The sequence below is a fragment of the Flavobacterium sp. RSP49 genome (genome assembly GCF_003968735.1).
Lineage (GTDB): Bacteria > Bacteroidota > Bacteroidia > Flavobacteriales > Flavobacteriaceae > Flavobacterium.
In genome coordinates this window covers 117327-142744 of record NZ_RYDN01000004.1, presented here as the reverse complement: position 1 = coordinate 142744, position 25418 = coordinate 117327, and the positions used below count along the sequence as shown (strand labels likewise).

General features: G+C 36.0%; 27 protein-coding genes. 17 read left to right on the top strand and 10 right to left on the bottom strand.

The genetic code is table 11. The features are described from left to right. Positions 1-10 precede the first annotated feature (10 nt). Complete coding sequence (locus EKM02_RS03870; RefSeq protein WP_126452274.1) at positions 11-466, top strand: GNAT family N-acetyltransferase; 456 nt, start codon at positions 11-13, stop codon at positions 464-466. On the opposite strand, the gene EKM02_RS03865 is transcribed toward EKM02_RS03870, so the two are convergent. The 3 genes from EKM02_RS03865 to EKM02_RS03855 form a co-directional block, all read right to left on the bottom strand. After that, positions 455-1261 (bottom strand): OmpA family protein, encoded by an 807-nt coding sequence (locus EKM02_RS03865; protein ID WP_126452272.1) that lies wholly within the window; start codon positions 1259-1261, stop codon positions 455-457. The two genes, EKM02_RS03870 and EKM02_RS03865, sit on opposite strands and share 12 nt — an antisense overlap. Beyond that, positions 1258-2889 (bottom strand): S41 family peptidase, encoded by a 1632-nt coding sequence (locus EKM02_RS03860; RefSeq protein ID WP_126452270.1) that lies wholly within the window; start codon positions 2887-2889, stop codon positions 1258-1260. The genes EKM02_RS03865 and EKM02_RS03860 overlap by 4 nt, the downstream gene beginning before the upstream one ends. Positions 2890-2997: 108 nt before the next feature. After that, positions 2998-3432, bottom strand: a complete 435-nt coding sequence (locus tag EKM02_RS03855) for a ribonuclease P protein component (protein WP_126452268.1) — start codon at positions 3430-3432, stop codon at positions 2998-3000. Positions 3433-3559: 127 nt separating this feature from the next. On the opposite strand from EKM02_RS03855, the gene EKM02_RS03850 reads away from it, so the two are divergent. From EKM02_RS03850 to EKM02_RS03840, 3 genes are all read left to right on the top strand, one after another. Further along, entirely contained in the window at positions 3560-4294 is a 735-nt protein-coding gene (locus EKM02_RS03850) for a lysophospholipid acyltransferase family protein (RefSeq protein WP_126452266.1), read from the top strand. 11 nt (positions 4295-4305) lie between these two features. Next, positions 4306-5295: an acyl-ACP desaturase gene (locus tag EKM02_RS03845; RefSeq protein ID WP_126452264.1), complete on the top strand. Its 990-nt coding sequence runs from the start codon at positions 4306-4308 to the stop codon at positions 5293-5295. 90 nt (positions 5296-5385) lie between these two features. Continuing rightward, positions 5386-6039: an HD domain-containing protein gene (locus tag EKM02_RS03840; protein WP_126452262.1), complete on the top strand. Its 654-nt coding sequence runs from the start codon at positions 5386-5388 to the stop codon at positions 6037-6039. 216 nt (positions 6040-6255) lie between these two features. Here the strand turns inward: EKM02_RS03840 and EKM02_RS03835 are convergent, their stop codons facing one another. From EKM02_RS03835 to EKM02_RS03805, 7 genes are all read right to left on the bottom strand, one after another. Continuing rightward, positions 6256-6660: a hypothetical protein gene (locus EKM02_RS03835; protein ID WP_126452260.1), complete on the bottom strand. Its 405-nt coding sequence runs from the start codon at positions 6658-6660 to the stop codon at positions 6256-6258. 145 nt (positions 6661-6805) lie between these two features. Further along, positions 6806-7588, bottom strand: coding sequence for an enoyl-CoA hydratase/isomerase family protein (locus EKM02_RS03830; protein WP_126452258.1), 783 nt, complete (start codon positions 7586-7588; stop codon positions 6806-6808). 10 nt (positions 7589-7598) lie between these two features. Continuing rightward, positions 7599-9014, bottom strand: coding sequence for an ATP-binding protein (locus EKM02_RS03825; protein ID WP_126452333.1), 1416 nt, complete (start codon positions 9012-9014; stop codon positions 7599-7601). A gap of 59 nt (positions 9015-9073) precedes the next feature. Next, a complete protein-coding gene (locus EKM02_RS03820; RefSeq protein WP_126452256.1) occupies positions 9074-9619 on the bottom strand; it encodes a CopD family protein in 546 nt (181 codons plus the stop codon). Next, a complete protein-coding gene (locus tag EKM02_RS03815; RefSeq protein WP_126452254.1) occupies positions 9606-10961 on the bottom strand; it encodes an MATE family efflux transporter in 1356 nt (451 codons plus the stop codon). The genes EKM02_RS03820 and EKM02_RS03815 overlap by 14 nt, the downstream gene beginning before the upstream one ends. Further along, the gene (hemH, locus tag EKM02_RS03810) at positions 10962-12023 is read right to left on the bottom strand and encodes a ferrochelatase (RefSeq protein ID WP_126452252.1); all 1062 of its coding nucleotides are present in this window, start codon (positions 12021-12023) and stop codon (positions 10962-10964) included. Between the two features lie 100 nt (positions 12024-12123). After that, positions 12124-12999, bottom strand: coding sequence for a helix-turn-helix domain-containing protein (locus EKM02_RS03805; protein WP_126452250.1), 876 nt, complete (start codon positions 12997-12999; stop codon positions 12124-12126). A gap of 228 nt (positions 13000-13227) precedes the next feature. Between EKM02_RS03805 and hemA the strand changes: the two genes are divergently transcribed. From hemA to EKM02_RS03740, 13 genes are all read left to right on the top strand, one after another. Next, positions 13228-14484, top strand: coding sequence for a glutamyl-tRNA reductase (gene hemA / locus EKM02_RS03800; protein ID WP_126452248.1), 1257 nt, complete (start codon positions 13228-13230; stop codon positions 14482-14484). Positions 14485-14555: 71 nt separating this feature from the next. Then, positions 14556-15476, top strand: a complete 921-nt coding sequence (gene hemC, locus EKM02_RS03795) for a hydroxymethylbilane synthase (RefSeq protein WP_126452246.1) — start codon at positions 14556-14558, stop codon at positions 15474-15476. Continuing rightward, entirely contained in the window at positions 15476-16159 is a 684-nt protein-coding gene (locus tag EKM02_RS03790) for a uroporphyrinogen-III synthase (protein WP_126452244.1), read from the top strand. Before hemC ends, EKM02_RS03790 begins: the two co-directional genes overlap by 1 nt. 22 nt (positions 16160-16181) lie before the next feature. Continuing rightward, on the top strand, positions 16182-17207 hold the full coding sequence (hemE, locus tag EKM02_RS03785; RefSeq protein WP_126452242.1) for a uroporphyrinogen decarboxylase: 1026 nt from the start codon (positions 16182-16184) through the stop codon (positions 17205-17207). 97 nt (positions 17208-17304) lie between these two features. Further along, positions 17305-18744, top strand: coding sequence for a hypothetical protein (locus tag EKM02_RS03780; protein ID WP_126452240.1), 1440 nt, complete (start codon positions 17305-17307; stop codon positions 18742-18744). Between the two features lie 72 nt (positions 18745-18816). Beyond that, complete coding sequence (locus EKM02_RS03775; RefSeq protein WP_126452238.1) at positions 18817-19347, top strand: GNAT family N-acetyltransferase; 531 nt, start codon at positions 18817-18819, stop codon at positions 19345-19347. Beyond that, positions 19344-20246: an oxygen-dependent coproporphyrinogen oxidase gene (gene hemF, locus EKM02_RS03770; protein ID WP_126452236.1), complete on the top strand. Its 903-nt coding sequence runs from the start codon at positions 19344-19346 to the stop codon at positions 20244-20246. Before EKM02_RS03775 ends, hemF begins: the two co-directional genes overlap by 4 nt. A gap of 80 nt (positions 20247-20326) precedes the next feature. Next, entirely contained in the window at positions 20327-21319 is a 993-nt protein-coding gene (hemB, locus tag EKM02_RS03765) for a porphobilinogen synthase (protein ID WP_126452234.1), read from the top strand. A 2-nt stretch (positions 21320-21321) separates the two neighbouring features. After that, positions 21322-21831 carry a DinB family protein gene (locus EKM02_RS03760; RefSeq protein ID WP_126452232.1) on the top strand — a complete coding sequence of 170 codons (510 nt, stop codon included), beginning with the start codon at positions 21322-21324 and terminating at the stop codon, positions 21829-21831. A 38-nt stretch (positions 21832-21869) separates the two neighbouring features. Beyond that, a complete protein-coding gene (locus EKM02_RS03755; protein ID WP_126452229.1) occupies positions 21870-22256 on the top strand; it encodes a c-type cytochrome in 387 nt (128 codons plus the stop codon). A 237-nt stretch (positions 22257-22493) separates the two neighbouring features. After that, complete coding sequence (locus EKM02_RS03750) at positions 22494-22964, top strand: methylated-DNA--[protein]-cysteine S-methyltransferase (protein WP_126452227.1); 471 nt, start codon at positions 22494-22496, stop codon at positions 22962-22964. Between the two features lie 81 nt (positions 22965-23045). Continuing rightward, entirely contained in the window at positions 23046-23759 is a 714-nt protein-coding gene (locus EKM02_RS03745) for a 3'-5' exonuclease (protein WP_126452225.1), read from the top strand. A gap of 102 nt (positions 23760-23861) precedes the next feature. Then, on the top strand, positions 23862-25301 hold the full coding sequence (locus tag EKM02_RS03740) for a nucleoside recognition domain-containing protein (protein WP_126452223.1): 1440 nt from the start codon (positions 23862-23864) through the stop codon (positions 25299-25301). The last annotated feature ends 117 nt before the right edge of the window (positions 25302-25418 follow it).

Sequence of the window (25418 nt, the reverse complement as noted above, 5' to 3'; positions counted from 1 at the left end):
AAAAAATAAAATGTTAAAATGGAGTATAAAGTCGTTTAAGGAACTTTCTGTGGATGAGTTATACGATCTGCTGAGATTGAGAAGCGAGATTTTCGTGGTGGAGCAAAACTGTGTATATCTTGATCTTGACGGAAAGGACAAAGTGGCTTTGCATCTTATTGGAGAATTTGAAGGTAAAATTGTAGCGCATTCCAGACTTTTCAAACCAGGAATCAGTTTTGACAATGCCTCAATTGGCCGAGTAACAGTTGATTCAAATTACCGCGACAAAAAATGGGGGCACGATCTAATGCGGGAATCTATTGCAGGAATAGCGCATCATTTTGGCGAGAGCCACATCACTATTGGAGCACAATTGTACCTAAAGAAATTCTATGAGAGCCATGGTTTTGAGCAAACCAGTGAAATGTATCTAGAAGACGATATTCCGCATATTGAGATGAAAAGAGAGGAACTAAATTTTTAGAATCAGAAATTCAACTCTGCGGTCTAATGCTTCTCCTTTGCCTAACGGAAATTTGTTTCCTCTTCCTATGTAATGCATCCTAAGGCTGTTTACGCCTTTATTTATCAAGTATTTATAAACGTTTTTTGCACGGTTCAAGGAAAGCTTGCGTTCTCGGGTTCTCTTATCTATGGCGTCCCGGTAATAGCTGGGTGTGCAACAAACGTGGCCTCGGATTTCGAATTCCAACGTTTTTTGTTGCTGCAAAAGAATCACAATCTTATCTAATTCTTTCTTAGATTTCTCCGTTAATATGCTGCTACCAAGCGGAAAAAGGAGGTTTTCTAGATAAATACGGTCGCCTACTTTATGCTTTTTCTGAAACGAATTGTAAATGCCGTTTCCAAAACTGTTTTTTTTGACAAGAAACAAGTCGACACGCCTATTTTTAGAACGGGTTTCCGATAGGTTTTCCAGCATATTTTTTTTCAGAATCACACGCCCTTTGCCTTCAATAATGACAATTTTGTTTTTACTGAAACCATTTTGGATCAGTATACTTTGTACCGTAATTACTCTGTTTTGTGATAATTCATAATTATAATCGTTAGCACCCCGATCGTCACAGTATCCATAAATTTGTATCGACTCTACTTTTGAAGTGTCTGTGTTTTTTATAAAATCAACTATCGTTTGTATTTGGTCGTTATAAAGTGTGAATTTGTCAAATTCAAAATAAACCGTTTCTATAGGTTGTCCCTGAGCCACTACGTAGCTCGAAAAAAGTAATAGTACTATGGAGAACGATTTTTTCATTTTAAGATAGACTGATACTCCATATTGGAATTCAAAATAGTAATGGCTCGTTTGATTTCGTAATTATTTTTGATGTAATACTGATACAGCCCTTCCTGATATTGATAGCGTTTAATGATTTCATCGACCATCAGGTTTTTGATTTCTTTTTGGTTTTTGTCCAATAAGGCATTTTCGCTTTTTTGAAGCGCAACACGTAATTGTTGGTATTCTACCAGAATAGATTCCTCTAGTTTTTCTTTTTTGGCCATAGCCAAAGTGTTTTTTAAGGCCAATTCCGTTTCCGTGTCAAAGGAGAATTTCTGTACTTTTAGGAACTGTTTGAACTCTAGATACTCCACATCAGAAATAACAGGAACACGATTTCCTAAATTTGGATTTTTGTAAAAATATGTAGTGGCATAATTAAAAATCCCGTCGTTGCGAAGCAAAGCATTTGCTATTGGACTTAATTTAGTTTCTTCCAGTTCTACATCCGGCTGAATTCCTCCGCCGTCATAAACGGTTCTGCCTTTTCTGGTTTTAAAGACATTGTAGTTTTTCTCTTCTGTTTTTAGAACCATTCCGTTTTTGTCTTTTCGTGAATAATCTAAAGCTTGAATGCATCTTCCGGATGGCGTGTAATAACGGGAAATGGTTACTTTTAGTTGCGTTCCATACGTTAAATCTACCGGTCTTTGCACGAGTCCTTTCCCAAAACTGCGACTACCCACCACTATAGCGCGATCTAAATCCTGAAGTGCCCCAGCCACGATTTCGGATGCTGAGGCGCTGCGACCGTTAACAAGAATTATCAAAGGAATGACAGTATCTACAGGATCTTTGGTTGTTTTGTATGTGCTGTTGTGTTGCTCTATTTTTGATTTTGTAGTAACAATAATCTCGTTTTTTGGAACAAATAAATTACAAATATTCACAGCTTCATTCAAGAGTCCGCCAGGATTGTCTCGGACATCCAGTATAATGCGTTCGGCACCTTCTTTTTTGAGTTGTTCTAAGGCTTCTTTGGTTTCCAGGTATGCTTTTTTATTAAAATGCGATAATACGATATAGCCGGTCTTGTCGTCTATTTTTGCAAAAAAGGGCACCGATTTGATTTCGACTTCGTCCAGGATAATCTGGGTACTTTGTACTTTTCCTTGTCGGATGTATTTGATGTCTATTTTGGTGTTTTTGGTACCTTTGAAAAGCTGAGAGGCCTCGTCCTTAAAATCAGACAAAAGGACATCGCCCACTTGAATAATTTCGTCACCGGCTTTAAGGCCAGCTTTGTCGGCGGGAAAATTTTTATAGGGCTCTTTAACGATCAATTTATCTTCTTTTCGAGTCAGTAAAGCGCCTATTCCGGTATATTCTCCAGTGTTGTTTATCTTGAATCGCACTACATCCTGCTCGTTGAAATATACGGTGTATGGGTCTAAATTAACCAGCATTCCTTTGATGGCCTTGTCCATTAATTCCCCAGGATTCGTTTCATCGACATAATTTCGATTTAATTCCTTGAAAAGGGTCGTGAATATCTCGATTTGCTTGGCGATTTCAAAAAAATCATCTTTGAAGCTGGTTCCAATAAACAGAAATGCCGAAGCGACAACGGGAATTAAAAATTTTTTTTTGAAGAAGCTCATGGGTTTAATTAACTAAATTTGAGACCACTAAAATAACAATAAATCACGAAATAATTATGCAGGACTGAATCTAAAGGCGATTTTGTTTAATTGGGATAGGTTAATTGTTTATATTTCAGAAATAGAATCGCTTTCGGATACTGGTTTTTTAATATTTTGAGCAACAAATTTCTCAAACAATTGAATGGTTTTGGTATTAATTTCGGCGTACGTCAATCTGTCTTTAGTTTGATAAAAAAACATAAAGGAATAGGGTTGGTCCAGATGGTCAATCAAAAGGTGTTTGTTCAGCCGGTAGGTTTCGCGCAGGACGCGTTTGAAATAATTGCGGTCTACGGCTTTCTTGAAATTCTTTTTGGAAACTGAAACGCCCATTTTTATCTTTTCTCCCACCCCGAAATTTCGGGATTCGGGATCGCCAAAAGAGCTGGCTTTATACACCAATCGCAGCGGATATTTTGATACTGATTTCCCTTCGGTAAACAATAATCCAATAGTGGTCTTGCTTTTTAGTTTTTCGTTTTTTGAGTAAGTAAAATTCATTTTAATAGAAAAAAGGACATGGATTTTGACTGGCAAAGTTACGATTAAAGGTTGAGTTCATATATTGTTTGGGATTTAAAATCGGGCTAAAAATATATTTCTTACTTTTACGGCAAATTTTTAAAGCATGAAAAAACTAATTTCGTATCCCATATCCGTAATCTATTATTTATGTTTTGGTCTTACCTTGGTTATTTTTCACCCAATTCAATGGGTTTGCTTTCATGTTTTTGGGTATCAAGCTCATAAAATAAGTGTCGATTATTTGAATTTTTTTCTGGTTTTGTGCACAAGACTGTTAGGAACATCGTATCAGTTTGATAATGTGGAAAGCATTCCAAAAAATGTTCCGTTAATTTTCGTTTCCAATCATCAAAGTATGTACGATATTATTGCTATGATTTGGTTTTTTCGCCGATTTCATTGTAAATTTGTCAGTAAGAAAGAATTGGGAAGCGGGATTCCCAGCGTGTCGTTTAATTTACGACATGGCGGTTCGGCTCTTATTGATCGTAGTGATCCCAAGCAAGCCATTCCTGCGATCAAAAATTTGTCTGAATATATTGAAAAACACAATCGTTCTGCAGTTATTTTTCCGGAAGGAACACGAAGCAAGACTGGCATGCCAAAGGAATTTGCGCAAAGTGGATTCAAAATTTTATGCAAATACGCGCCTTCGGCTTATATAGTTCCGATAAGCATAAACAATTCTTGGAAAATTGTTAAATATGGATTTTTCCCTTTAGGTATAGGAAATCACCTTACCTTTGTGGTACATACACCCTTAGAAGTGAAAAACTATGATTTTGCTGAATTGATGCATAAAACAGAAGCGGCAGTAGTTCAAGGAATAAAAATTTAATTTATATAATAATGTCAATAAAAAACATTCGATTAGAAGTAATGCAGTTTTTGGAAAAAAACGTAGATAGTTTTGTCGATCAGTATCTGATACCAGTAGAAAAAATATGGCAGCCAACGGATTTCTTGCCTAATTCTCAAAGTGATACTTTTTTTGATGAGGTCAAAGAATTGCGTGAAATTGCAAAAGAGTTACCCTATGATTTTTGGGTAACTTTAGTAGGTGACACCATTACTGAAGAAGCCCTACCGACCTACGAATCTTGGTTAATGGACGTAGATGGAATAGATAATGTAGAGCGAAACGGTTGGTCCAAGTGGATCCGACAATGGACTGGTGAGGAAAATCGTCACGGCGACATGCTCAACAAATATCTGTACTTGTCAGGTCGCGTGAATATGCGTGAAGTAGAAATGACTACCCAACACCTCATCAACGATGGTTTTGACATAGGAACCGGAAGAGACCCTTATAAAAACTTTGTTTATACTAGTTTTCAAGAGTTGGCAACCTATGTTTCCCATAACCGAGTAGCGCAAATGGCTAAGAAATATGGGGATAACAAATTGTCTAAAATGTGCAAAATGATTGCGGGTGACGAGATGCGCCACCATCATGCTTACAGTGAATTTGTAACTCGTATTTTTCAGGTGGATCCTAGCGAAATGATGCTTGCTTTTCAATATATGATGAAAGCAAAAATCGTTATGCCAGCACATTTCTTGAGAGAATCCGGTGAAAAAATAAGTACTGCTTTCGAACAGTTTTCTGATTCGGCACAACGAATTGGGGTGTACACTGCAGCGGATTATGTAGACATTATGCAAAAATTAATTGACAAATGGGAAATTGATAAAATTACAGGCTTAACTGATGAAGCAGAAAAAGCCCGGGATTATTTGATGAAATTACCCGGAAGAATGGCACGAATTTCTGAGCGATTGGTCATTCCACAAGAATCCCATATTTTCAAATGGGTAGAACCCGCTTTAGTACGATAGCTTTTTGAATGCAAAAATAAAGAATAAAAAAGTTGGATTTTGAAGTTGTAGAACTTTGAAATTCAACTTTTTTTTAAAAGTATATAAAGAATGATACATGCCGATTTAATACCAAAAACGATTCTTTTTGTAAAAGAAAAACTAAAAAATGCCGAAGGCGGACACGACTGGTTTCATATTGAAAGAGTATTTAACAATGCTGTTCTGATTTCAAAAAATGAAGTTTGTGATGTTACGGTGGTTCAATTGGGTGCTTTGCTGCATGATATTGCAGATAGTAAGTTTCATGACGGTGATGAAACTGTAGGGCCAAGGTTAGCGAGAGCATTTTTAGAATCAGAAAATGTTCACGCAGATATCATTTCACATGTGGTCAAGATCATTGAAAACATCTCATATAAAGGCGGTAATTTTGAAAATAAATTCTCTTCCATAGAATTAGATGTGGTGCAGGATGCAGACCGATTAGATGCGATTGGTGCCATCGGAATTGCCAGAACATTCAATTATGGCGGATTTAAAAATAGAGCGCTCTACGACCCTGAAATTGCTCCAAACTCCAGTATGAGCAAGGAAGAATACAAGAAGAACGATTCTCCAACGCTCAATCATTTTTATGAAAAGCTATTGCTCTTGAAAGATAAGATGAATACCGAGACGGGAAAACAAATTGCACAAGAAAGACACCAGTATATGGAAGGATTTCTAACGCAGTTTTATGCGGAATGGGAAGGGGAAAAGTAAGTAAACAGTGTCCAGTTTTTAGTATTCAGTCTGTTGACGTCTAAATACTGCTGCTTTAATTAAAAAAGATCGATTTCAGTCTTTTTACACCCAAGCCATAAACTGATTACTAAATTGTGGTCCCTAACCACTATTTTAAATTTCAGATATTTTTTGGATTGCTGGTTTTTTAAATCAAAAATCAGTCCCGATAGTTATCGGGATTAATCAAAAATCTTAAATCGAAATCCCTTTCGCTTTCATTTCCAGAATCACATCCGAAGCGTTTTTAAAAGTAGGCGCTTGTTCCAAAATGCTTCCCACTCTTTTTTTATTGAGTTTAAAGGTGATGTCATTTTCCGTTGTAAACAGTAAGGCAGTTAAAAATGGATTGTTCATAAAAGGCGCCAGTACCATAAAAGTTTCGTCAAGAGTATGAAAACTTTCTATTTCTTCGGTTTTGTAACGCGCCGTAACGGAAAGACTGAATAGGTCACTTTCTGACAAAACGGGACGAACATAGATGTTTTTCAGTTCCGTATCACCAATTGTTTTGGCAAGTGTTAGTTTAGCGTAAGTTCCATTTTGGATGCTTTCTTTTACTTTTTCCCAGAAAAGTGCAAATACAGGTTGGAAGGACATAGTTTAATTTTAGATGGTTATATTCCGAAAGAAGAGTGCAAAATTAAGTTTTGTCAAGCAGATAATCTGTTTTTTGAGCAAAGATTATTTTAAAGGAAGATCATTTATAAACTAAAAAGCGAACCAACGTGGTTCTCTTTTGTTATTATTTCCCAGTAAACACTGCTTTTCTTTTCTCTAAAAATGCTGCTGTTCCTTCTTTAAAATCTTCGGTTCCAAAACATTTTCCAAAAGCTTTTATTTCGGTTTCATACCCATTTTTTCCTTCTTTAAAATTAGCATTGACCGCTTTTATGGCTTTGCCGATAGCATAAGGAGAGTTCTTGATTATTTTATGGGCTACAGTAACACAGTAATCTAAAAGTTCAGCTTCAGGGACTACGTGATTTACCAGTCCCGTTCTGTAAGCATCTTGCGCTGTTACCATTCCTGCGGTCATGATCATTTCCATAGCGCGTCCTTTTCCTATCAATTGCGACAAACGCTGCGTTCCTCCATAACCCGGAATGAGGCCCAGCGAAACTTCAGGCAATCCCATTTTGGCGTTTTCTGAAGCCACTCTGAAATGGCAGGCCATGGCTAATTCTAATCCACCACCCAATGCAAAACCATTGACTGCTGCAATTACTGGAGTTTTTAAATTCTCTATGAAATCAAATAATTTTTCTTGTCCCTCTGCAGCTAGTTGCGTTCCTTCCTCAATCGAAAAACCAGCAAATTCAGAGATATCTGCTCCGGCCACAAAAGCTTTTTCACCACTTCCAGTTAGAATTATAACCCGAATTTCGTCATTTTTTCTTAATGTTTTGAAAGCTTTGTTTAAATCAGAAATGGTGGCAACATTCAACGCATTTAGTTTTTTCGGACGATTAATGGTAATTGTTGCGATGTTGTTTTCGGTTGCAATTAAAATGTTTTCGTAATTCATAATTGTATTTTTAAGTATTAATTATGGGAAGCGAAACAATAAAAGTAGTTCCTTTTCCAAATTCAGTTTCAAAGGTAATTGTTCCTTTATAATTTTCAATAATGTTTTTTATAATTCCAAGACCAAGGCCCATTCCACTGCTTTTAGTGGTGAATTTTGGTTCAAATATACGATCGATGTCTTTGTGTTGAATCCCAATTCCGTTATCGGCAACGGTTATCAAAACGTTGTTTACTTCTTTTTTTACCGTTACTATAATAGACTTTTTTTCCTGCTGTTCCGGAATAGACTGAATGGCATTCTTTGCTAAATTTGTGATGATTCGAATGAGTTGTGTGCGGTCAATTTTCGAAATAATTTTCGGGGAATCGCTTTGAAATTTAATGTATTCTTCATTGAAAATGTCCATCGCAAGTTCTACTACGGCGACAACATTCAAGGTTTCATTTTGCTGTGCCGGCATCGATGCAAAATTCGAAAACGCAGAGGCAACGGCACTCATAGTGTCAATTTGTTGAATTAAAGTTTCGGAGTAATCGTTCATTTTTTGTTTTACATTGGCATCGTTTGGATCAAATTTTCGTTGAAAATTCTGTACCGTTAATCGCATTGGCGTAAGCGGATTTTTGATTTCATGAGCGACTTGTTTGGCCATTTCGCGCCATGCTTCTTCTCGTTCGCTATGGGCCAGTTTGATCGCACTTTTCTCCAGTTTGTCCACCATTCCGTTGTAGGCATTGATCAATAAGTTGATTTCCTTACTGTTTGCTTCCAGAACAATTTTTTCATTCTTTTGATTTAAACTCGTTCCACTTAACTTATCTGATATTGTTTTTAATGATTTTGTAATGTAAGAGGAGAGGAAATACGCGACAGCAAAAGCAATAATAAGCATAAAAGCATACACCTGTCCCAGACGAATTAGGAAACTTTTTAATTCGTTTTCATAATATCCATCATCTTCTACATAAGGTAAGTTCAATATCCCCAAGGGTTTGAATTTATGATCTTTAATTTGGCTGAAAGCGGAACGGTTCTTTTTGTCATCTATAGTTTTGATGTCGACGTATCTTTTTTCGATAGAAGAACGAACTAGTTTTAAAATGTATTTCGGAATAGGAGGCGCCACTATATCCACGGAAAAAGACTCTTTAGAAGACTTTAGTAATTTTCCGTCCAGACCATAGATGTTTATTTCCGCATTATGAATGTGGGCTAATTCATGGATTTTATCTTTAAAAATCAAACTTAAATTGGCTGAATTTAGGGGATATGTAGTGGTAGAGAGTACATAATTGATGTGCTCTTTTACAGAATTCTCATTGCGTTCTAAGCGTTCTTGGTGGTACTCTTTGGCTTCGTTTTTAAATTGAATGATGGATATAGAAGCTAATAAAACAGACGCTATTAATATCAACACAATCATCGAAAGGAAGATTCTGATTCGTAACGAGAGTACTACTTTTTTTAAACTTCTGAACATAATTAAGATTGATTTCTTTGTCGAATCCGTTTGTAAAATTTAAAACCCAACATAATTAAAATGGAAAACAAAAAGATTCCAATTACACCATAAATCCAGTTCACTGCATCTTTGACAATGATTAAAAAAACGACTGCAAATAAAATTATGGTCGCACCTTCATTCCACAACCGCATAAAGTTTGAACTGTATTTTATTTCATCATTTTGCAAATGATTGTAAATTTGTTGGCATTTTCCATGGTATAAATAAAGTGCAAAAACAAAGCCAAATTTTACTTGCATATAATCTAACTGAATTAAACTTGGATTCAGATAAAGTAATGAAAAGGCAAATATACTCGCTAAAACAGCCGAAGGCCAAGTGATAATATACCACAAGCGATAGGTCATTATTTTGTATTGTTTTTGCAGAATTTCTTTCTCTGGCGAAGGTTTTTGCGCCGCTTCAATTTGGTACACGAATAAGCGTACAATATAAAACAATCCTGCAAACCATGTAATTACAAAGATGAGGTGCAGAGATTTAAGGTAATTATAGTATTCCATCGTTAGTTTGAATCAGTTTTGTATTCATTTCTTTTTTTAGAAAATAACCGGTAAGTATTGTGGAGAGCACATCCGCAATTGGGAATGCAAACCACACTCCAAAAATACCTAAAAAATTTGGTAGAATCAGCACTAGTGGAATTAGGAAAAACCCTTGTTTGCTTAGTGTCAAAAGCAAAGCTTTTTTTGCCTTTCCCGCCGCTTGAAAATAAGCCGCGCCAATGAGTTGAACGGCAATAATTGGCGAAGCTGCAAATACCCAGCGCAACGCTTCCGGAGTTTGGTCGATTACAAGTGGGTCAGTTGTGAAAACAGCCACAATAGGTTTAGCAAAAATTAGAATTACAACAAAAATCAGCGAGGCTAATATGGCGGCATATTTTATTGAAAGTTGTACAATTTCTTTCACTCTTGAATAATTTCCCGCACCATAATTGAAACCGGCAATTGGCAGAAATCCTTGCGTAATTCCCAGGATAGGAAACAAGGCGAACATCAACATACGGCTGATAATCCCATAAATAGCTACAGAATGCGCACCTCCAAACGTATATAAAGTATGATTCAGGATGATGGCTAAAATGCTCACAACTCCTTGTCTTGAAAAAGTCACAAAACTCAACTCCGCAATTTCTTTGACAATGGGCATTTTAAATTTAAAATGCTTCATTTTCAGTTGAAGTTCACTTTTGAACACAAAAAACCAAAGTACAAACAAGAAACAGGTAAAATAAGATATGGCCGTCGCCAAAGCAGCTCCAAACATGCCTAAATCTAAGTATTTGATGAAAATAATATCCAATGCAATATTGACAAATGCAGGAATAATCATGGCAACCATTGCAAATTTGGCCTTGCCTTCGGCGCGAATCACGTTGTTTCCCATCATGCAAAGTGCTAAGAACGGAACGCTTATAATTATGGGGATAAAAAATTCTTTTGCGGGTTCTATTATGGTTCCTTTTGCACCAAAAAGCATCAGCATGTCGTCACTAAAAAAAAGACCAAATACCACAAAAACAGAGGCCAATAAAAAAGTCATCATGATTTGGTTACCAAAAGTTTGAAGTGCTTTTTCCTTGTGAGTGGCTCCCAATGCTCTGGAAAGTACAGAGCCTCCGCCCACACCAATAGCCATTCCCAGGGAAGAAATCAAAAAAGTGATGGGCAGTACTACGGTTACCGCCGCAATGGCCAAAGAACCAATCCATTGCCCAACAAATATGGTATCAATCAAGATATTAACCGACATGAATAAAATTCCAATAGAAGACGGAACCGCCTGTTTTATCAAGAGTTTTTTAATGTCTTGCGTTCCTAGCTCATCGGTTGACACAGCCATTTAGGCAATTGTTTTTTCAGAAGTAACTTCCTTTTTGGTAGACGAAGTGGCATTTGACCAGTTTGAAATCCAGGTGCTTACCGTTTTACACCAGTCATCGGTATCATTTAAACAGGGAATGGCTTTGAAGTTTTCTCCCCCGTGAACCTTAAACTCATGATTGGCTTCCATGGCAATTTCTTCCAATGTTTCCAAGCAATCCGATACAAAAGCAGGCGTTACAACAGCCAGGTTTTTGATTCCTTTTTCAGGCATTTTGTTGACTTCAACGTCCGTGTAGGGAGTCAACCACTTGTCTCCTGCTAAACGCGATTGAAAGGTCTGGCTGTATTTTCCTTCTGGGATTCCCAGTAATTTTACCACCTGTTTGGTGGTTTCGTAACATTGGTGACGGTAACAAAATTCATGCGCCGGTGAAGGAGTGTTGCAACAGGAGCCGTCAATTTTACAATGTGATTTCGTAATATCCGTCTTGCGAATGTGACGTTCCGGAATTCCGTGATAAGAAAATAATAAATGATCGTAATCATAGCCTTCTAAGTGCCCTTTAATGGAATCAGCAAGGTTTTTGAGATAATCTGGTTTGTTGTAAAACGCAGGAACGATGGTGAATTTCATCCCCGGAAAATACTTTTTACGGTGCTCTTCGGCCAGTTCTAGTATTGTGGTGGTTGAGGCCATTGCATGTTGCGGGTACAAAGGAAAAAGTAGCACCTCGGTCACGCCTTTGTCATGTAACTCTTGTAAGCCGGACAATAAGGATGGATTTCCATAACGCATCGCCAGGGAAACGGGCACATCAACTAATTTTTGTACTTTTTCGTGCATTCTTTTGGAAATAACCACTAGCGGAGACCCTTCGTCCCACCATATTTTCGCGTAAGCGGCAGCAGATTTTTTAGGTCTTGTTTGCAAAATTATACCACGTACTAATAATGCTCGTAACAAAAACGGAACGTCAATTACGTATTTGTCCATTAAAAATTCATCTAAATACGGTTTTACATCCTTGGGAGTTGGACTTTCCGGAGAACCTAAATTAACTAATAATACACCTTTCATGTTATCTTTTTTTTGTTGGAACAAAAGTAAATAAACTTACTTTTTTATAAATTGCGATTAACTATTTTTTATTTATTGTTTAATATATGAAATCAATTGTTTAGGACATATTTGGATTTATCGACATCAAATATTTTTTTGGCGTGGTGGCAAATTTTTTCTTAAATGCCGCTATGAAATGGCTTCCTGTGCTATAACCAATTTTCAATCCTACTTCGTTTACATTGTAGGAGCCGCTATCGAGTAATTTTCGGGCAAAATCCATTTTGTAGTCAAACAGAAAACCATAAACGGTATCGCCATAAATTTGTTTGAAACCCATTTTTAGTTTCTTTAGATTCAATCCTATTTCATCCGCCAATTCTTGTAATCCAGGTGGTTCAGCCATATTGGCTATGATGATTTCTTTGGCTTTTTTAATTTTCATGACATTGTCCTCATCAATTAGAAATGGACATTGTTCTGCGTTTGGATCTTCAGTTCTATTGAAATACAAACTCAGTAATTCGTATCCCTTGCCTTTGTAGTACAAGTTTTTTATGGAAGGATGCAAGTTATAATGAAACAATTGCGATAAAACAATCGCCATCGAGGGACTGATATTGCCGTCGTTATAATATTTTTTGTCCTTATTATCTGCGCTTAAAAAAGTAATATAATCGGCTTCGGTCGAAAACAAAGCATGAAATTTCTTGATTGAAATAATCACAGAGATTACCCAGGAATTTGGTGCTAACTCTAGATTTAAAGGGAGTTCTTTTTGTGGGTTGTACAACAGCAATGATTTTTCCTCTTTCAGCTCCAAAGCATAATTGCCTTGGTTGAAAATGAATTTCGCTTTTCCTTTGATTCCAAAATGAAACTGAATCAAACCGCTGCTCACTTCCCGTTGCGCATTAAAAGAATCGTTGCTGTCATTCTGAAAGCGAATGAGTGTGAAATCATCCTCAATTTTTATAATTTCCTGAGAACCCATAGCGATATTTTTTTTAAATGAAAATGATATTCATCAAGTTATTTTATTTAGAATCGCTTTAAATAAAACAATTCAAACAACTTGCATTCATTACAAAAGTAGCCTTTTTTGCAGTATTCTAACCATTTAGAATTAAAAAATCACTGAGCGATACAAATAGAACTTCTAGCGTTACTTTTATAAATACTATAGTGATAATTTTGCCTCACTTTTAGGAAAAGTGCAAATATGGAAAACAATAACACATCAAAGCATCATTATTTTTACTCCGTAGGATTAAGTTATAAAAAAGCAGATGCTGAGATTAGAGGAAAGTTTAGTTTAGATGCCGCAGCAAAAACACGGGTATTGGAACAAGCTAAGAATGAAGGAATAGAGAGTTTAATAGTTACTTCTACCTGCAACCGTACAGAGATTTACGGTTATGCAGAACATCCGTTTCAATTGATTAAATTAATCTGTGAGAACAGTCAAGGCTCAGTTGAAGCTTTTCAAAAAGTGGGTTTTGTCTATAAAAATCAAGAAGCCGTCAGTCATATGTTTCGTGTAGGAACGGGTTTAGACAGTCAAATTCTGGGTGATTTTGAAATTATTGCCCAAATAAGAAACTCATTTTCACAATCAAAATCATTAGGCTTAGCTAATGCTTTTATGGAACGGTTGGTGAATGCGGTGATTCAAGCCAGTAAAAAAATAAAAACCGATACCGAAATTAGTTCTGGAGCTACTTCAGTTTCTTTTGCTGCAGTTCGCTATATTATCAACAATGTGCAAGACATTGGAAACAAAAACATTTTATTGTTTGGTACTGGAAAAATTGGTAGAAATACGTGTGAAAATTTAGTAAAACACACTAAAAACGAACACATTACACTTATCAACAGAACCAAAGAAAAAGCAGAGAAACTAGCCGGAAAACTGAATCTAATTGTGAAAGATTATTCGGAACTGCATTTGGAACTGCAAAAAGCAGATGTTGTTGTTGTAGCTACCGGCGCACAGAATCCTACTATTGACAAAGCGATTCTGAATTTGAAAAAACCAATATTGATTTTGGATCTATCAATTCCTAAAAATGTGAATGAAAATGTCGAGGAATTAGAAGGCGTTACGCTGATTCACATGGATTATTTGTCGCAATTAACAGATGAAACTTTAGAAAATAGAAAAAAACACATTCCCGCTGCTGAAGCCATCATTGAAGAAATCAAAGAAGAATTTACTACGTGGACCAAAGGCAGAAAATTTGCCCCTACTATCAATGCTTTGAAAGCAAAATTGAATGCGATAAAAACATCCGAATTGGATTTTCAAAGCAAGAAAATTTCAAATTTCAACGAAGAACAAGCAGAGATTATCAGCAACAGAATTATCCAAAAAATAACTACACATTTTGCCAACCATTTGAAAGATGATGATACGATGGTGGATGAAAGCATCGATTGGATTGAGAAAGTTTTCAAAATAGGAGCGACTACAAAATAAAATTTACACCATTAAGGAATTAAATTTCATTAAAATAAACCTTTAATTCCTCTTGGTTTGAAAAAATAAAAATGGCAAACAAAACAATACGCATAGGAACCCGAGACAGTGAACTCGCACTCTGGCAAGCCCATACCGTCGAAAAAAAACTAAATGATTTAGGCTATAAAACCGAAATTATAGCGGTAAAATCGCAAGGAGATATTATCCTTGACAAACCACTTTACGAATTAGGAATCACAGGAATTTTCACTAAAACACTTGATATTGCCATGATCAACGGTCAGGTTGATATTGCGGTGCATTCCATGAAAGATGTTCCTACAGCTTTGCCAATAGGAATTGTACAAGCAGCAGTTTTGGAGAGAGCCAATACGTTAGATATCCTAGTGTATAAAGGGACCCTTGATTTTCGTAATGGAGCAGGAACAATTGCTACAGGCAGTTTGCGTCGTCAGGCACAATGGCTCAATAAATACCCCAACCATAAAGTAGTTGATTTACGTGGAAACGTCAATACGAGAATGCAGAAATTGCAGGAAAGCGATTGGAACGGAGCTGTTTTTGCGGCAGCAGGTTTGGAAAGAATCAACTTGAAACCTTCTAATTATATCGACTTGGATTGGATGATTCCGGCGCCAGCTCAAGGCGCAATGGTGGTTGTTGCGATGGCAAAAGATGAATTTTGCAGAGAGGCCGTTTCTGAGTTAAATGATATTGATGCCGAGGTATGTACACACATTGAAAGACAGTTTCTGAAAACACTCGAAGGCGGTTGTACGGCACCAATTGGCGCTTTGGCAGTATTTACAGATGAGGAAATAGTATTCAAAGGCGTTTTGTTTTCAATTGATGGGAAACAAAAAATCGAAATAGAAAAAACCGTTCCGATGCAGGAATGGAAGAAATTAGGCTTTTATTGTGCCAAAGAAATTTTAGAAAATGGCGGAGCAGAATTGATGACAGCAATTAAAATTAATTTGAAGAAATAATGAGCCAAACAAGCATTTTATCCACCAAAACATTATCGGCAGAACAAAGGCAAGTATTTATTGATGCTAATTTTGATCTTTTGGAACAAGATTTCATCGAAATAAAAAACAACCTTTTCGAACTCAGTACCATCAACAACAACTTAATTTTTAGCAGCCAAAATGCGGTTTTAAGTTTGATAGAACAAAACAATTGGGAAGTTTTAAAGACGAAACCTGTTTTTTGTGTAGGTATTAAAACCAAGGAATTACTAGAATTGCATGGCTTTACAGTCGATGTTTATTTAGATTATGCCTCTGAATTAGCCGAAATAATCACTTTAATTTACAACAAGGAAAGCTATACTTTTTTGAGCGGCAATTTGCGTAAAGAGACTTTGCCAGAAGCATTAAAAAGCGCAGGAATAACTTTTAACGAAATCGAAGTGTATCAAACAACACTTGCGCCTTTTAAAGTATCAGATCAAGAAAATTTTGACGGGATTCTGTTTTTTAGCCCATCTGCCGTTGAAAGTTATTTGACAAATAATAAAATCAAGAATGAAGTTTGTTTTTGCGTAGGCACTACTACAGCAGCAGCATTAGAAACAAAGAAAGTTAAAAACATAGTAATTCCCGAAACACCAACTATCGAAGCCGTGATTTTGGAAGTTATTGAATATTATACACCGGAAAGCATCTAGCAATCCGCTAAAATTTAAATACATGATCAAAAACGACCTATTTTTAAGAGCACTAAAAGGAGAAACAGTACAACGTCCGCCAGTTTGGATGATGCGTCAAGCCGGACGGTTTTTGCCAGAATTTATCGCATTGCGTGATAAATATGATTTTTTTACCCGTTGTCAGACTCCGGAATTAGCAGCCGAAATAACGATGATGCCGATTCGCAGAATTGCTCCGGATGCGGCGATTTTGTTTTCGGATATCTTGGTAATTCCGCAAGCCATGGGAATTGAAGTGTTGATGAAAGAAAATTTCGGGCCGTTTTTACCAAATCCAATTCGTACGATTCAAGATGTAGAGAAAGTAATTGTTCCAGATGTACATGAAACATTAGGGTACGTTTTTGATGCTATTAAATTGACCAAAGAAATGTTGAATGATGAGGTGCCATTAATTGGTTTTGCAGGTTCACCTTGGACAATTATGTGTTACGCGGTGGAAGGGAAAGGTTCTAAAAGCTTTGATATGGCCAAAGGATTTTGTTTCGAACATCCAGAAGCTGCTCATGTTTTATTGCAAAAAATCACTGATACCACGATCTTATATTTGAAAGAAAAAGTGAAATCAGGAGTGGATGCTGTTCAAATTTTTGACTCTTGGGGCGGAATGTTATCTCCAGTTGATTATCAGGAATTCTCTTGGAAATATATCAATCAAATCATTGAAGCTTTGGCTGATGATGCACCGGTTATCGTTTTCGGAAAAGGATGTTGGTTTGCATTGAATGAAATGGGAAAAAGTAGGGCTTCGGCACTTGGTGTAGATTGGACGTGTTCTCCAAGAAATGCAAGATACTTGTCTGGCGGAAACATCACATTACAAGGAAATTTTGATCCTTCCAGATTGTTATCTCCAATTCCGGTTATCAAGAAAATGGTACATGAAATGATTGACGAATTCGGAAAAGACAAATACATCGTGAATTTAGGTCACGGAATTTTACCAAATATCCCCGTGGATCATGCGAAAGCGTTTATTGATGCGGTGAAGGAGTACGGGAAATAGTATACAGTAGTTAGTGTTCAGTTTGCAGTCTTTACTACAAGGTTTTTTTAACCTTGTAGGGGTGTTTAATTATATGAAATTTTAAAAAACGTGGAAGATGAGAAAGCCCTTAATTATTGGAGATAAAACATACCAATTCAAAAAAGATGCAATTAGTCATTATCGAACGATTTTAAATTCTTATGACTTTGGACAATCTTTGAATGAGGAGGATTTCAACGATATAGTTGATTTGTTTTTATTGGAGGATGATAATAATTCAGAAACAGATTCAGAAACTACTAATATAAAAGAAACTTTTACTTTTGATAAAAATCATTTTTCTAATTATCAAATAGCAGTTTTAGAAAATGAAGATAAAAGATATATTAAGTGTCCGACAAGTAAAACTAAAATCATTAACTATGAAAATGTTGAACAATTAAGTAGAGATATACAGATTTTTAAAAATGAAAGGTATTTTTGTATTATCGATGGAGACTTTATTTTTGGAGACTTTATCGAAACTTTTTTGGTGTGTAGGAATATGAAAGCTAAAGAGTTAACTATTTCTACTTCATCTATGTCTCAACATAATGTTGACAGCCTTTATAGTTTATTGGAAGAGGGGTTCATTGAAAAATTAAATTTAATTGTATCCGACCGTTTTTTTACTTATGAAAGAGATAACCTCATAGAATATATTTATGAAACTTTAGATGTAGAAAAAAAGTTTCAATTATCCGTTTGCAATAATCAATCAAAGATAGTATTAATTCAAAGTGATGATAATGGAGGAAGAAAATACCTTATTCAAGGTTCTGCTAATTTGAATAGTTCTAATTGTATAGAACAATTTTCTATAGAAGAAAATGAAGAATTATTTGATTTCAATAAAATTGTCTTTGATGAAATAATAGAAAAGTTTAAAACTATAAATCATTTAAGGGACGTCGATTCTGACGAAGTTAGAGAAAATATAATTTTAGATGAAAGAGCAAGTTTTGATGAGTATTTTGAAAAGGAAATAGAAATAACTGATATTAAAGTTAGCCAAGTTCAATATGGCACAAAATGTTTTGAAATATTTTATGATGATTTGTCAAGCCATTACATTTCATATTTAATGATTTTAAACAAGACAAAATATAATCCAGAAACTTTGTTTTACAAAGCTTGTAGAAATGCTATTCAAAAAGATATGCTTTTAGTAAAACAAGATTTTTTCAATGCCAATTCCGTAAAAGGATATGTAAAATGTCAAGAAACAAATGAATTGTCAAAATGGGAAGATTTAGCGGTTGACCATAGACAGCCGAATACTTTCTCTGTAATACTTGATAGGTTTAAAGAAGTGAAAAATATCAACCTAGAAACAGTTGAATACACACTTGGAGAGAATAATTTTATTGTATTTAAAAATCAAGACTTAACTACTGAATTCATCAATTATCATAAAGATAAAGCTAATTTAAGAGTAATAAGAAAAGAATGCAACTTAAGTCGAACAGGAATGGGAAGGCTGAAAAGAAGTGCGAAAGATTTAACTATTAAATAATAAAGTCAGATAACAAAATAAAGAATACCTACAAGGTTAAAAAAACCTTTCAGGAAAGAAAAAATAAAACGAATGCATATAACAGAAAACTTCACCATAGACAAATTAAAACTAACAGATGCAAATCAGTTGTATCAATTTATGATTGACAATTATCAAAGATTACTCCTATTTTTCCCACTTACACTTTCAAGTAATTCAAGTATTGAAAAGACAAAAGAATATATTTCAATAAAGGAAAAAGAGATTCAGGAAAAATCAAATTTCACTTTAGCAATTCGAGAGAAAGATTCTCAAAATATTGCAGGATTAATTATTATTAAAAAAATTGATTGGGAGAAAAGAATAGCAGAGTTAGCATATTGTATTGGTTCAGAATATGAAGGAAGAGGCATGGTGTCATTTGCTGTAAAAGGAATTTCAAAGTATTCTTTTGATGAATTAGAGTTAAAAACTCTTCATATTATTTCTCATAAAACGAACCTTGGAAGTGTTAAAGTAGCTCAAAAATGCGGATTTGTATGGAGCGAAACATTAAAGAATGAGTTTACTCCAACAAATGGACTCCCGTTAGATATGGAATTATATGAACTAACAAGATGAAAGAACAATTCTACACCTACATACAAAACCTTCAAGACACCATCGTCGCAGGACTTGAAGCTGTTGATGGCCAAGCCAAATTCCGTGAAGACCTTTGGGAACGGCCGGAAGGAGGAGGAGGAAGAACCCGCGTGATCGAAAACGGAAAAGTTTTCGAAAAAGGTGGCGTGAATATTTCGGCAGTTCACGGGAAATTACCCGAAGCCATGCAGAAAATGTTCAATGTGGGCGAAGCTGATTTTTTTGCCTGTGGATTAAGTTTGGTAATGCATCCAAAAAATCCAATGGTTCCTACGGTTCATGCCAACTGGCGCTATTTCGAAATGTACGATGACAACGGAAATGTAATTCAGCAATGGTTTGGTGGCGGACAAGATTTAACACCCTATTATCTGTTTGAAGAAGATGCAATTCATTTTCATCAAACCTGTAAAACGGCTTGCGACAAACACAATCCGGAGTTTTATCCAAAATATAAGAAACAATGCGATGCCTATTTCTGGAATGCGCATCGCAATGAAGCACGAGGAATTGGCGGCTTGTTTTTCGATTATTGCAAAGTAACTCCAGAGATGAGTATGCAAGATTGGTTCAATTACGTTTCGGAAGTGGGGAATAGTTTCCTCGAAGCCTATGTTCCAATTGTAGAAAAAAGAAAAGATTTACCCTATACGCCAGAACAAAGAACGTGGCAGGAAATACGCCGCGGTCGTTATGTCGAGTTTAATTTGGTTCATGACAAAGGCACTTTATTTGGACTAAAAACCAACGGAAGAATCGAAAGTATCCTGATGAGTTTGCCACCAAATGTACAATGGGTGTACGATCATCATCCGGAAGCGGGAAGCGAAGAAGAAAAATTAGTAAACGTATTAGAAAACCCAAGAGATTGGCTTTAGATTTATTTTAAATTCTGAATTTTAAATTTTAAATGGGTTTAACTTTAAACTTTTAAACCTGAAACTTTAAACGAAAATATATGTTCCCATTACACAGAGGCAGAAGATTAAGAACAAACGAATCCATAAGGAGTTTAGTTCGTGAAACGAGTTTAAGTCCATCGGATTTTATGTTTCCTATGTTTATAGCTGAAGGCGAAAATGTACAAGTAGAAATTTCTTCCATGCCGGGCATATTCCGTCGTTCGATAGATTTAACAGTAGAAGAAGTCAAAGAAATATTTGCATTGGGCATTCGTGCGGTAAATATTTATGTAAAAGTCAGTGAAAATTTAAAAGACAATACGGGACTGGAAGCGTGGAATCCAAACGGATTGATGCAAAATGCTATACGTGCCATCAAAGCTGCTTGTCCGGAAATGATTGTAATGCCTGATGTGGCTTTGGATCCTTATTCTATTTATGGACATGACGGAATCATTGCAAATGGAGATGTAGCAAATGATGCAACGAACGCAGCCTTGGTAAAAATGGCTGTTTCTCATGCGCAGGCCGGAGCCGATTTTGTAGCGCCATCAGACATGATGGACGGACGTGTATTGCGTTTGCGCGAGGGTCTGGATACTGCCGGTTTTCATAACGTAGGTATTATGAGTTATTCGGCAAAATACGCATCTGCTTTTTACGGGCCGTTCCGTGACGCGTTAGACAGCGCTCCTGTTGACGCCACTGAAATTCCAAAAGATAAAAAAACATACCAAATGGATTGTGCCAATCGCATAGAAGCTATCAAAGAAGCGTTATGGGACGTGGAAGAAGGCGCTGATATGGTCATGGTAAAACCTGGAATTGCCTATTTAGACATTGTTCGCGAAGTTAAAAATGCGGTAAATGTGCCGGTAACAGTCTACCACGTTTCGGGTGAATATGCAATGATCAAAGCCGCTGCCGAAAGAGGTTGGCTCGATCACGATAAAATTATGATGGAGCAATTAATGTGTATCAAACGAGCGGGAGCCAGTTTGATTTCGACCTATTTTGCGAAAGAGGCTGCAATACTCCTTAACAAATAGAAATGAAAAAATGTTTAATAATAGTGGTTTTATTGCTTTCCAATAGCATTTTTGCACAAGCGGAAGTAGTTTCTACTTTCATAGAGAAATGGGATAATTCCAAAGATTATTTAGTGGCCGTTGCAGAAGCTATGCCGGAAGATAAATATGATTATAAACCCGCTGAACGTGAAATGTCCTTTAAAGAACAATTATTTCACATACAAGATAACATGAATTGGTTGGGCACAACTTATTTTTCGGAAGAGAAATATGTGAAAAAAGAAGCCGCAAAAGGGCTTTCAAAAGCACAAATAATCCAAGAGATAAAAACCTCTTTTGATACAGCAAAAAGAGTTGTCCAAAAAACCAATGATGCTGAATTATCCCAAAAAGTTACTTTTTTTGCGGGTCAAAAATCAAAATTGCAAATACTTAATTTGATGCAAGACCATGTTACCCATCACAGAGCACAAATTTTAGTATATTTGAATCTGAATCAAATTCAGCCACCCAAGTATATTGGATGGTAATTCTAGCCACTGAGCCACCTATAATTAAAGAAATTAACATGAGAAAGACATTATTTTTATTAGCCGTTTTAGCCTTAACTTCTTGTAAAAAAGAAGAAGCCAAAAAAGAACCGTTATACCCAACCACTACCGAAGAAATTGCTCAAACTCCAGAGGAATTAGGAGAAGAAATTTTCAATGGAAAAGGTAATTGTGTCGCCTGTCATCAAGTAGACAAAAAGGTAATAGGGCCTAGTCTGCAGGATATTGCTAAGATTTATAAAGATAAAAACGCAAGTATCGTAACGTTTTTGAAAGGCGAAGGCGAGCCTATTGTTGATCCTAGCCAGTATGAAGTGATGAAAACAAACTTCGGGGTTACCAAAGCCATGTCTGATGACGAATTGAAAGCCTTGGAAGCATACGTATATTCCAATTTGAAATAATCCTGGCGTTTTTCAGGAGCTACTCCCGCTATCCGCTGTATTCCCGATAAATAAAAACTACGGATAAAAAGCCTTGTTTTTCTAAATCGCGAGATGCCGCTGCTATCGGGGCTAAAATACAAGAACCATTCGTCTCTGCGAATGGTTTTTTTATGCTCAAAACACTTTAAGTGCATTTATTTCTGAACTTTATTACTTCTTTAGGAACAATGTGGGTAATTTTTTTATCTTTAAAATATGGAAACCGCATACATCAAAACGCCATTGGGAATTGCCAAAATCATAGGCGATGAAAGTGGAATATCACGAATTTCAGTCACCGAAGAAGGGTTGTGTTCAAATACAATTCAGGCTGTTTTACAACAAGCCGTTGTACAACTCAACGAATATTTTGAAGGCAAGAGAACCGATTTCGATTTTAAATTAAATCCAAAAGGGACTGAATTCCAACAAAAAGTCTGGAAATCTTTATTGGATATTCCTTATGGGAAAACGAGAACATATCTCGAACAATCCAAAATTTTGGGTGATGTCAAAGCCATTAGAGCCGTTGCATCTGCTAACGGGAAAAATCCGCTTTGGATTGTCGTGCCCTGTCACAGAGTCATTGGAACAGATGGTTCACTAACAGGATATGCAGGCGGATTATGGCGAAAAAAATGGTTATTGGAACATGAGAATCCAACGGCGCAACAAAGTTTGTTTTAGTTGTTGATGAATAAATTTGGTATATTCGTTTAAGAAAATCTGAATAAATCTGTAAAATCCACGTAAGCTGCGTGCCATCAAATGATAGAAAAAATAAACCTCAATAACATTCTGTTTCTGGACATCGAAACCGTTCCGGAAGCCGAAGATTTCAATGCATTAGATTCTGAAATGCAAGATCTTTGGGAACATAAAACCCAATACCAGCGTAAAGACGAATATACTCCCGAGGATTTCTACGATCGTGCGGGAATTTGGGCCGAGTTTGGGAAAATCGTTTGTATCTCCGTGGGTTATTTTACTATCAAAGGCGATATTCGGAATTTTAGGGTGACTTCTTTTTTTGGTGAAGAAAAGAAACTATTGTTAGATTTTAATACTTTGCTGAATACTCATTTCAACCAGCCGCAACATGTTTTGTGTGGGCACAATGCCAAGGAATTCGATATTCCGTTCCTTGCCCGACGCATGATTATCAACCAAATCGCCATTCCAAACAAACTGAATTTATTTGGAAAAAAACCATGGGAAATTCCCCATTTGGATACCTTGGAATTATGGAAATTCGGGGATTACAAGCATTTTACTTCTTTGAAATTGATGTGTAAAGTCCTTGGAATTCCTTCGCCAAAAGGCGATATCGACGGTAGCCAGGTAGGACATGTATTTTATGTAGACAAAGATATTGATCGTATTGTAACCTATTGTGAGAGAGACACCATTGCCGTGGCGCAGATTTTCTTGAGATTAAGACGGGAAGAATTATTGATTGAGGATGAGATTATTCATGTATAGATGAAGTAACACAGGTTTAATCTGCGTAAATCCGTACAATCTGTGTTTGAATTTTTGGTGCTTTGTATGCTTAAATAATTACATTTACAAAAATTATAGATTATGGTATTGAGTAGATTTTGGTTGGTCATTTTTATTTCAGCAATTGTATTTGTAGTGTTTAGCTTGTTTTCGGGAGACAGTTATACTATTGACCACGTTTTGAACGGAAAGAAAGATGATCCAATTCTGGTTTCGGAGAAATTTCCCGAAGAACTTCCTGCCTTTATTAAAGACAGCATCAAAAAAGCACCCGAACAAACCATGATAATTAATCGTGATACGCTAAATGCGGATACGACTTATGTTTATAAAAACAAAACCGTAAAAATATACAGTGGCGTTCAAAAATCAGATGGTTTACTGCCAACGTGCAAAAGTACTTTGCTTGATTTAGTCCTTCCGTTGATGGCTTACTTGGCCTTTTTCTGTGGATTAATGGAGCTTTTAATCATTTCCGGAGCTTCTGGAAAGTTAGCGAAAGCATTGAGTCCAGTTTTTGTAAAAGTGTTTCCTAGTATTCCTAAAAATCATCCTTCCATTTCCTATATGACCTTAAATTTTGCTGCTAATTTCTTAGGATTAGATTCTGCTGCAACTCCTTTTGGTCTTAAAGCCATGGAGAGCTTGCAAGAAATAAATCCTGATAAAGACAAGGCCAGTGATGCACAAATTATGTTTATGTGTTTGCATGCTTCGGGTCTTACTTTGATTGCAACCTCTATTATAGGGTATCGTGCTGCGGCTAATGCCAGCAATCCGGCGGATGTGATGTTACCTTGTATTATCACTTCTTTTATAGGAACTATTGCAGCATTTCTAATTGTTGGAGTGAAGCAAAAAATCAATTTCAAAAGTGCTTCTCTAGTGATTGTATTGATGGTTTTAATAGCTGCAATTGTTGGTTTGTTGATGTATGTAAACCATTTAGATTTAATCGGGAAAAACTATTTTACGGCTAATCTTTCTGCTTTAATATTAATTGGAATTATTGCTTTTACCCTGATTTTCTCCTTTATAAATGAGAAGAAGTTTACGGTCGCAAGTACTACAGTTTTTGATTCTTTTGTAGTAGGGGCAAACAATGGTGTGAAAACTGGAGTAACTATTTTTCCTTATGTATTGGGAATGTTGGTTGCCATTTCTTTATTTAGAAACAGTGGTTTATTTGAAATTATTAGCAATTGGATCGCTTTTATTTTCTCAAATATGGGTGTTAGCAAGCAAATCACGGATGCCTTACCAGTTGCGTTGCTTCGTCCCTTTAGTTCTGCAGGATCAAGAGGATTTTTGATTGACTCAATGAATACTTTTGGTGCTGATTCCTTAACGGCAAGATTGAGTAGTATTTTTCAATGTAGTGCCGAAAGTACTTTCTATGTGATAGCCGTTTATTTTGGTTCCGTAAATATTAAAAATACGCGTTATGCATTAGGAACGATGCTTATAGTCGATTTGATTTGTGTGATTACGGCTATTTTTGTGGCGACTTGGTTCTTTTAAAAATAAGAATTTTGAAGCGATTTGATTCATGGATGTAATCGCAAATCGAAGTATAAAAAAAACCACAATCTCAAATAGTATTGAGATTGCGGTTTTTGTGTATTTTAAGAGCAGTTG

What these genes read in the sequence shown, in the direction of transcription:
- EKM02_RS03870 (WP_126452274.1), top strand. Translation starts at nt 11, where the DNA reads ATGTTAAAATGGAGTATAAAGTCGTTTAAGGAACTTTCTGTGGATGAG.
- EKM02_RS03865 (WP_126452272.1), bottom strand. Translation starts at nt 1,261, where the DNA reads ATGAAAAAATCGTTCTCCATAGTACTATTACTTTTTTCGAGCTACGTA.
- EKM02_RS03860 (WP_126452270.1), bottom strand. Translation starts at nt 2,889, where the DNA reads ATGAGCTTCTTCAAAAAAAAATTTTTAATTCCCGTTGTCGCTTCGGCA.
- EKM02_RS03855 (WP_126452268.1), bottom strand. Translation starts at nt 3,432, where the DNA reads ATGAATTTTACTTACTCAAAAAACGAAAAACTAAAAAGCAAGACCACT.
- EKM02_RS03850 (WP_126452266.1), top strand. Translation starts at nt 3,560, where the DNA reads ATGAAAAAACTAATTTCGTATCCCATATCCGTAATCTATTATTTATGT.
- EKM02_RS03845 (WP_126452264.1), top strand. Translation starts at nt 4,306, where the DNA reads ATGTCAATAAAAAACATTCGATTAGAAGTAATGCAGTTTTTGGAAAAA.
- EKM02_RS03840 (WP_126452262.1), top strand. Translation starts at nt 5,386, where the DNA reads ATGATACATGCCGATTTAATACCAAAAACGATTCTTTTTGTAAAAGAA.
- EKM02_RS03835 (WP_126452260.1), bottom strand. Translation starts at nt 6,660, where the DNA reads ATGTCCTTCCAACCTGTATTTGCACTTTTCTGGGAAAAAGTAAAAGAA.
- EKM02_RS03830 (WP_126452258.1), bottom strand. Translation starts at nt 7,588, where the DNA reads ATGAATTACGAAAACATTTTAATTGCAACCGAAAACAACATCGCAACA.
- EKM02_RS03825 (WP_126452333.1), bottom strand. Translation starts at nt 9,014, where the DNA reads ATGATTGTGTTGATATTAATAGCGTCTGTTTTATTAGCTTCTATATCC.
- EKM02_RS03820 (WP_126452256.1), bottom strand. Translation starts at nt 9,619, where the DNA reads ATGGAATACTATAATTACCTTAAATCTCTGCACCTCATCTTTGTAATT.
- EKM02_RS03815 (WP_126452254.1), bottom strand. Translation starts at nt 10,961, where the DNA reads ATGGCTGTGTCAACCGATGAGCTAGGAACGCAAGACATTAAAAAACTC.
- hemH (WP_126452252.1), bottom strand. Translation starts at nt 12,023, where the DNA reads ATGAAAGGTGTATTATTAGTTAATTTAGGTTCTCCGGAAAGTCCAACT.
- EKM02_RS03805 (WP_126452250.1), bottom strand. Translation starts at nt 12,999, where the DNA reads ATGGGTTCTCAGGAAATTATAAAAATTGAGGATGATTTCACACTCATT.
- hemA (WP_126452248.1), top strand. Translation starts at nt 13,228, where the DNA reads ATGGAAAACAATAACACATCAAAGCATCATTATTTTTACTCCGTAGGA.
- hemC (WP_126452246.1), top strand. Translation starts at nt 14,556, where the DNA reads ATGGCAAACAAAACAATACGCATAGGAACCCGAGACAGTGAACTCGCA.
- EKM02_RS03790 (WP_126452244.1), top strand. Translation starts at nt 15,476, where the DNA reads ATGAGCCAAACAAGCATTTTATCCACCAAAACATTATCGGCAGAACAA.
- hemE (WP_126452242.1), top strand. Translation starts at nt 16,182, where the DNA reads ATGATCAAAAACGACCTATTTTTAAGAGCACTAAAAGGAGAAACAGTA.
- EKM02_RS03780 (WP_126452240.1), top strand. Translation starts at nt 17,305, where the DNA reads ATGAGAAAGCCCTTAATTATTGGAGATAAAACATACCAATTCAAAAAA.
- EKM02_RS03775 (WP_126452238.1), top strand. Translation starts at nt 18,817, where the DNA reads ATGCATATAACAGAAAACTTCACCATAGACAAATTAAAACTAACAGAT.
- hemF (WP_126452236.1), top strand. Translation starts at nt 19,344, where the DNA reads ATGAAAGAACAATTCTACACCTACATACAAAACCTTCAAGACACCATC.
- hemB (WP_126452234.1), top strand. Translation starts at nt 20,327, where the DNA reads ATGTTCCCATTACACAGAGGCAGAAGATTAAGAACAAACGAATCCATA.
- EKM02_RS03760 (WP_126452232.1), top strand. Translation starts at nt 21,322, where the DNA reads ATGAAAAAATGTTTAATAATAGTGGTTTTATTGCTTTCCAATAGCATT.
- EKM02_RS03755 (WP_126452229.1), top strand. Translation starts at nt 21,870, where the DNA reads ATGAGAAAGACATTATTTTTATTAGCCGTTTTAGCCTTAACTTCTTGT.
- EKM02_RS03750 (WP_126452227.1), top strand. Translation starts at nt 22,494, where the DNA reads ATGGAAACCGCATACATCAAAACGCCATTGGGAATTGCCAAAATCATA.
- EKM02_RS03745 (WP_126452225.1), top strand. Translation starts at nt 23,046, where the DNA reads ATGATAGAAAAAATAAACCTCAATAACATTCTGTTTCTGGACATCGAA.
- EKM02_RS03740 (WP_126452223.1), top strand. Translation starts at nt 23,862, where the DNA reads ATGGTATTGAGTAGATTTTGGTTGGTCATTTTTATTTCAGCAATTGTA.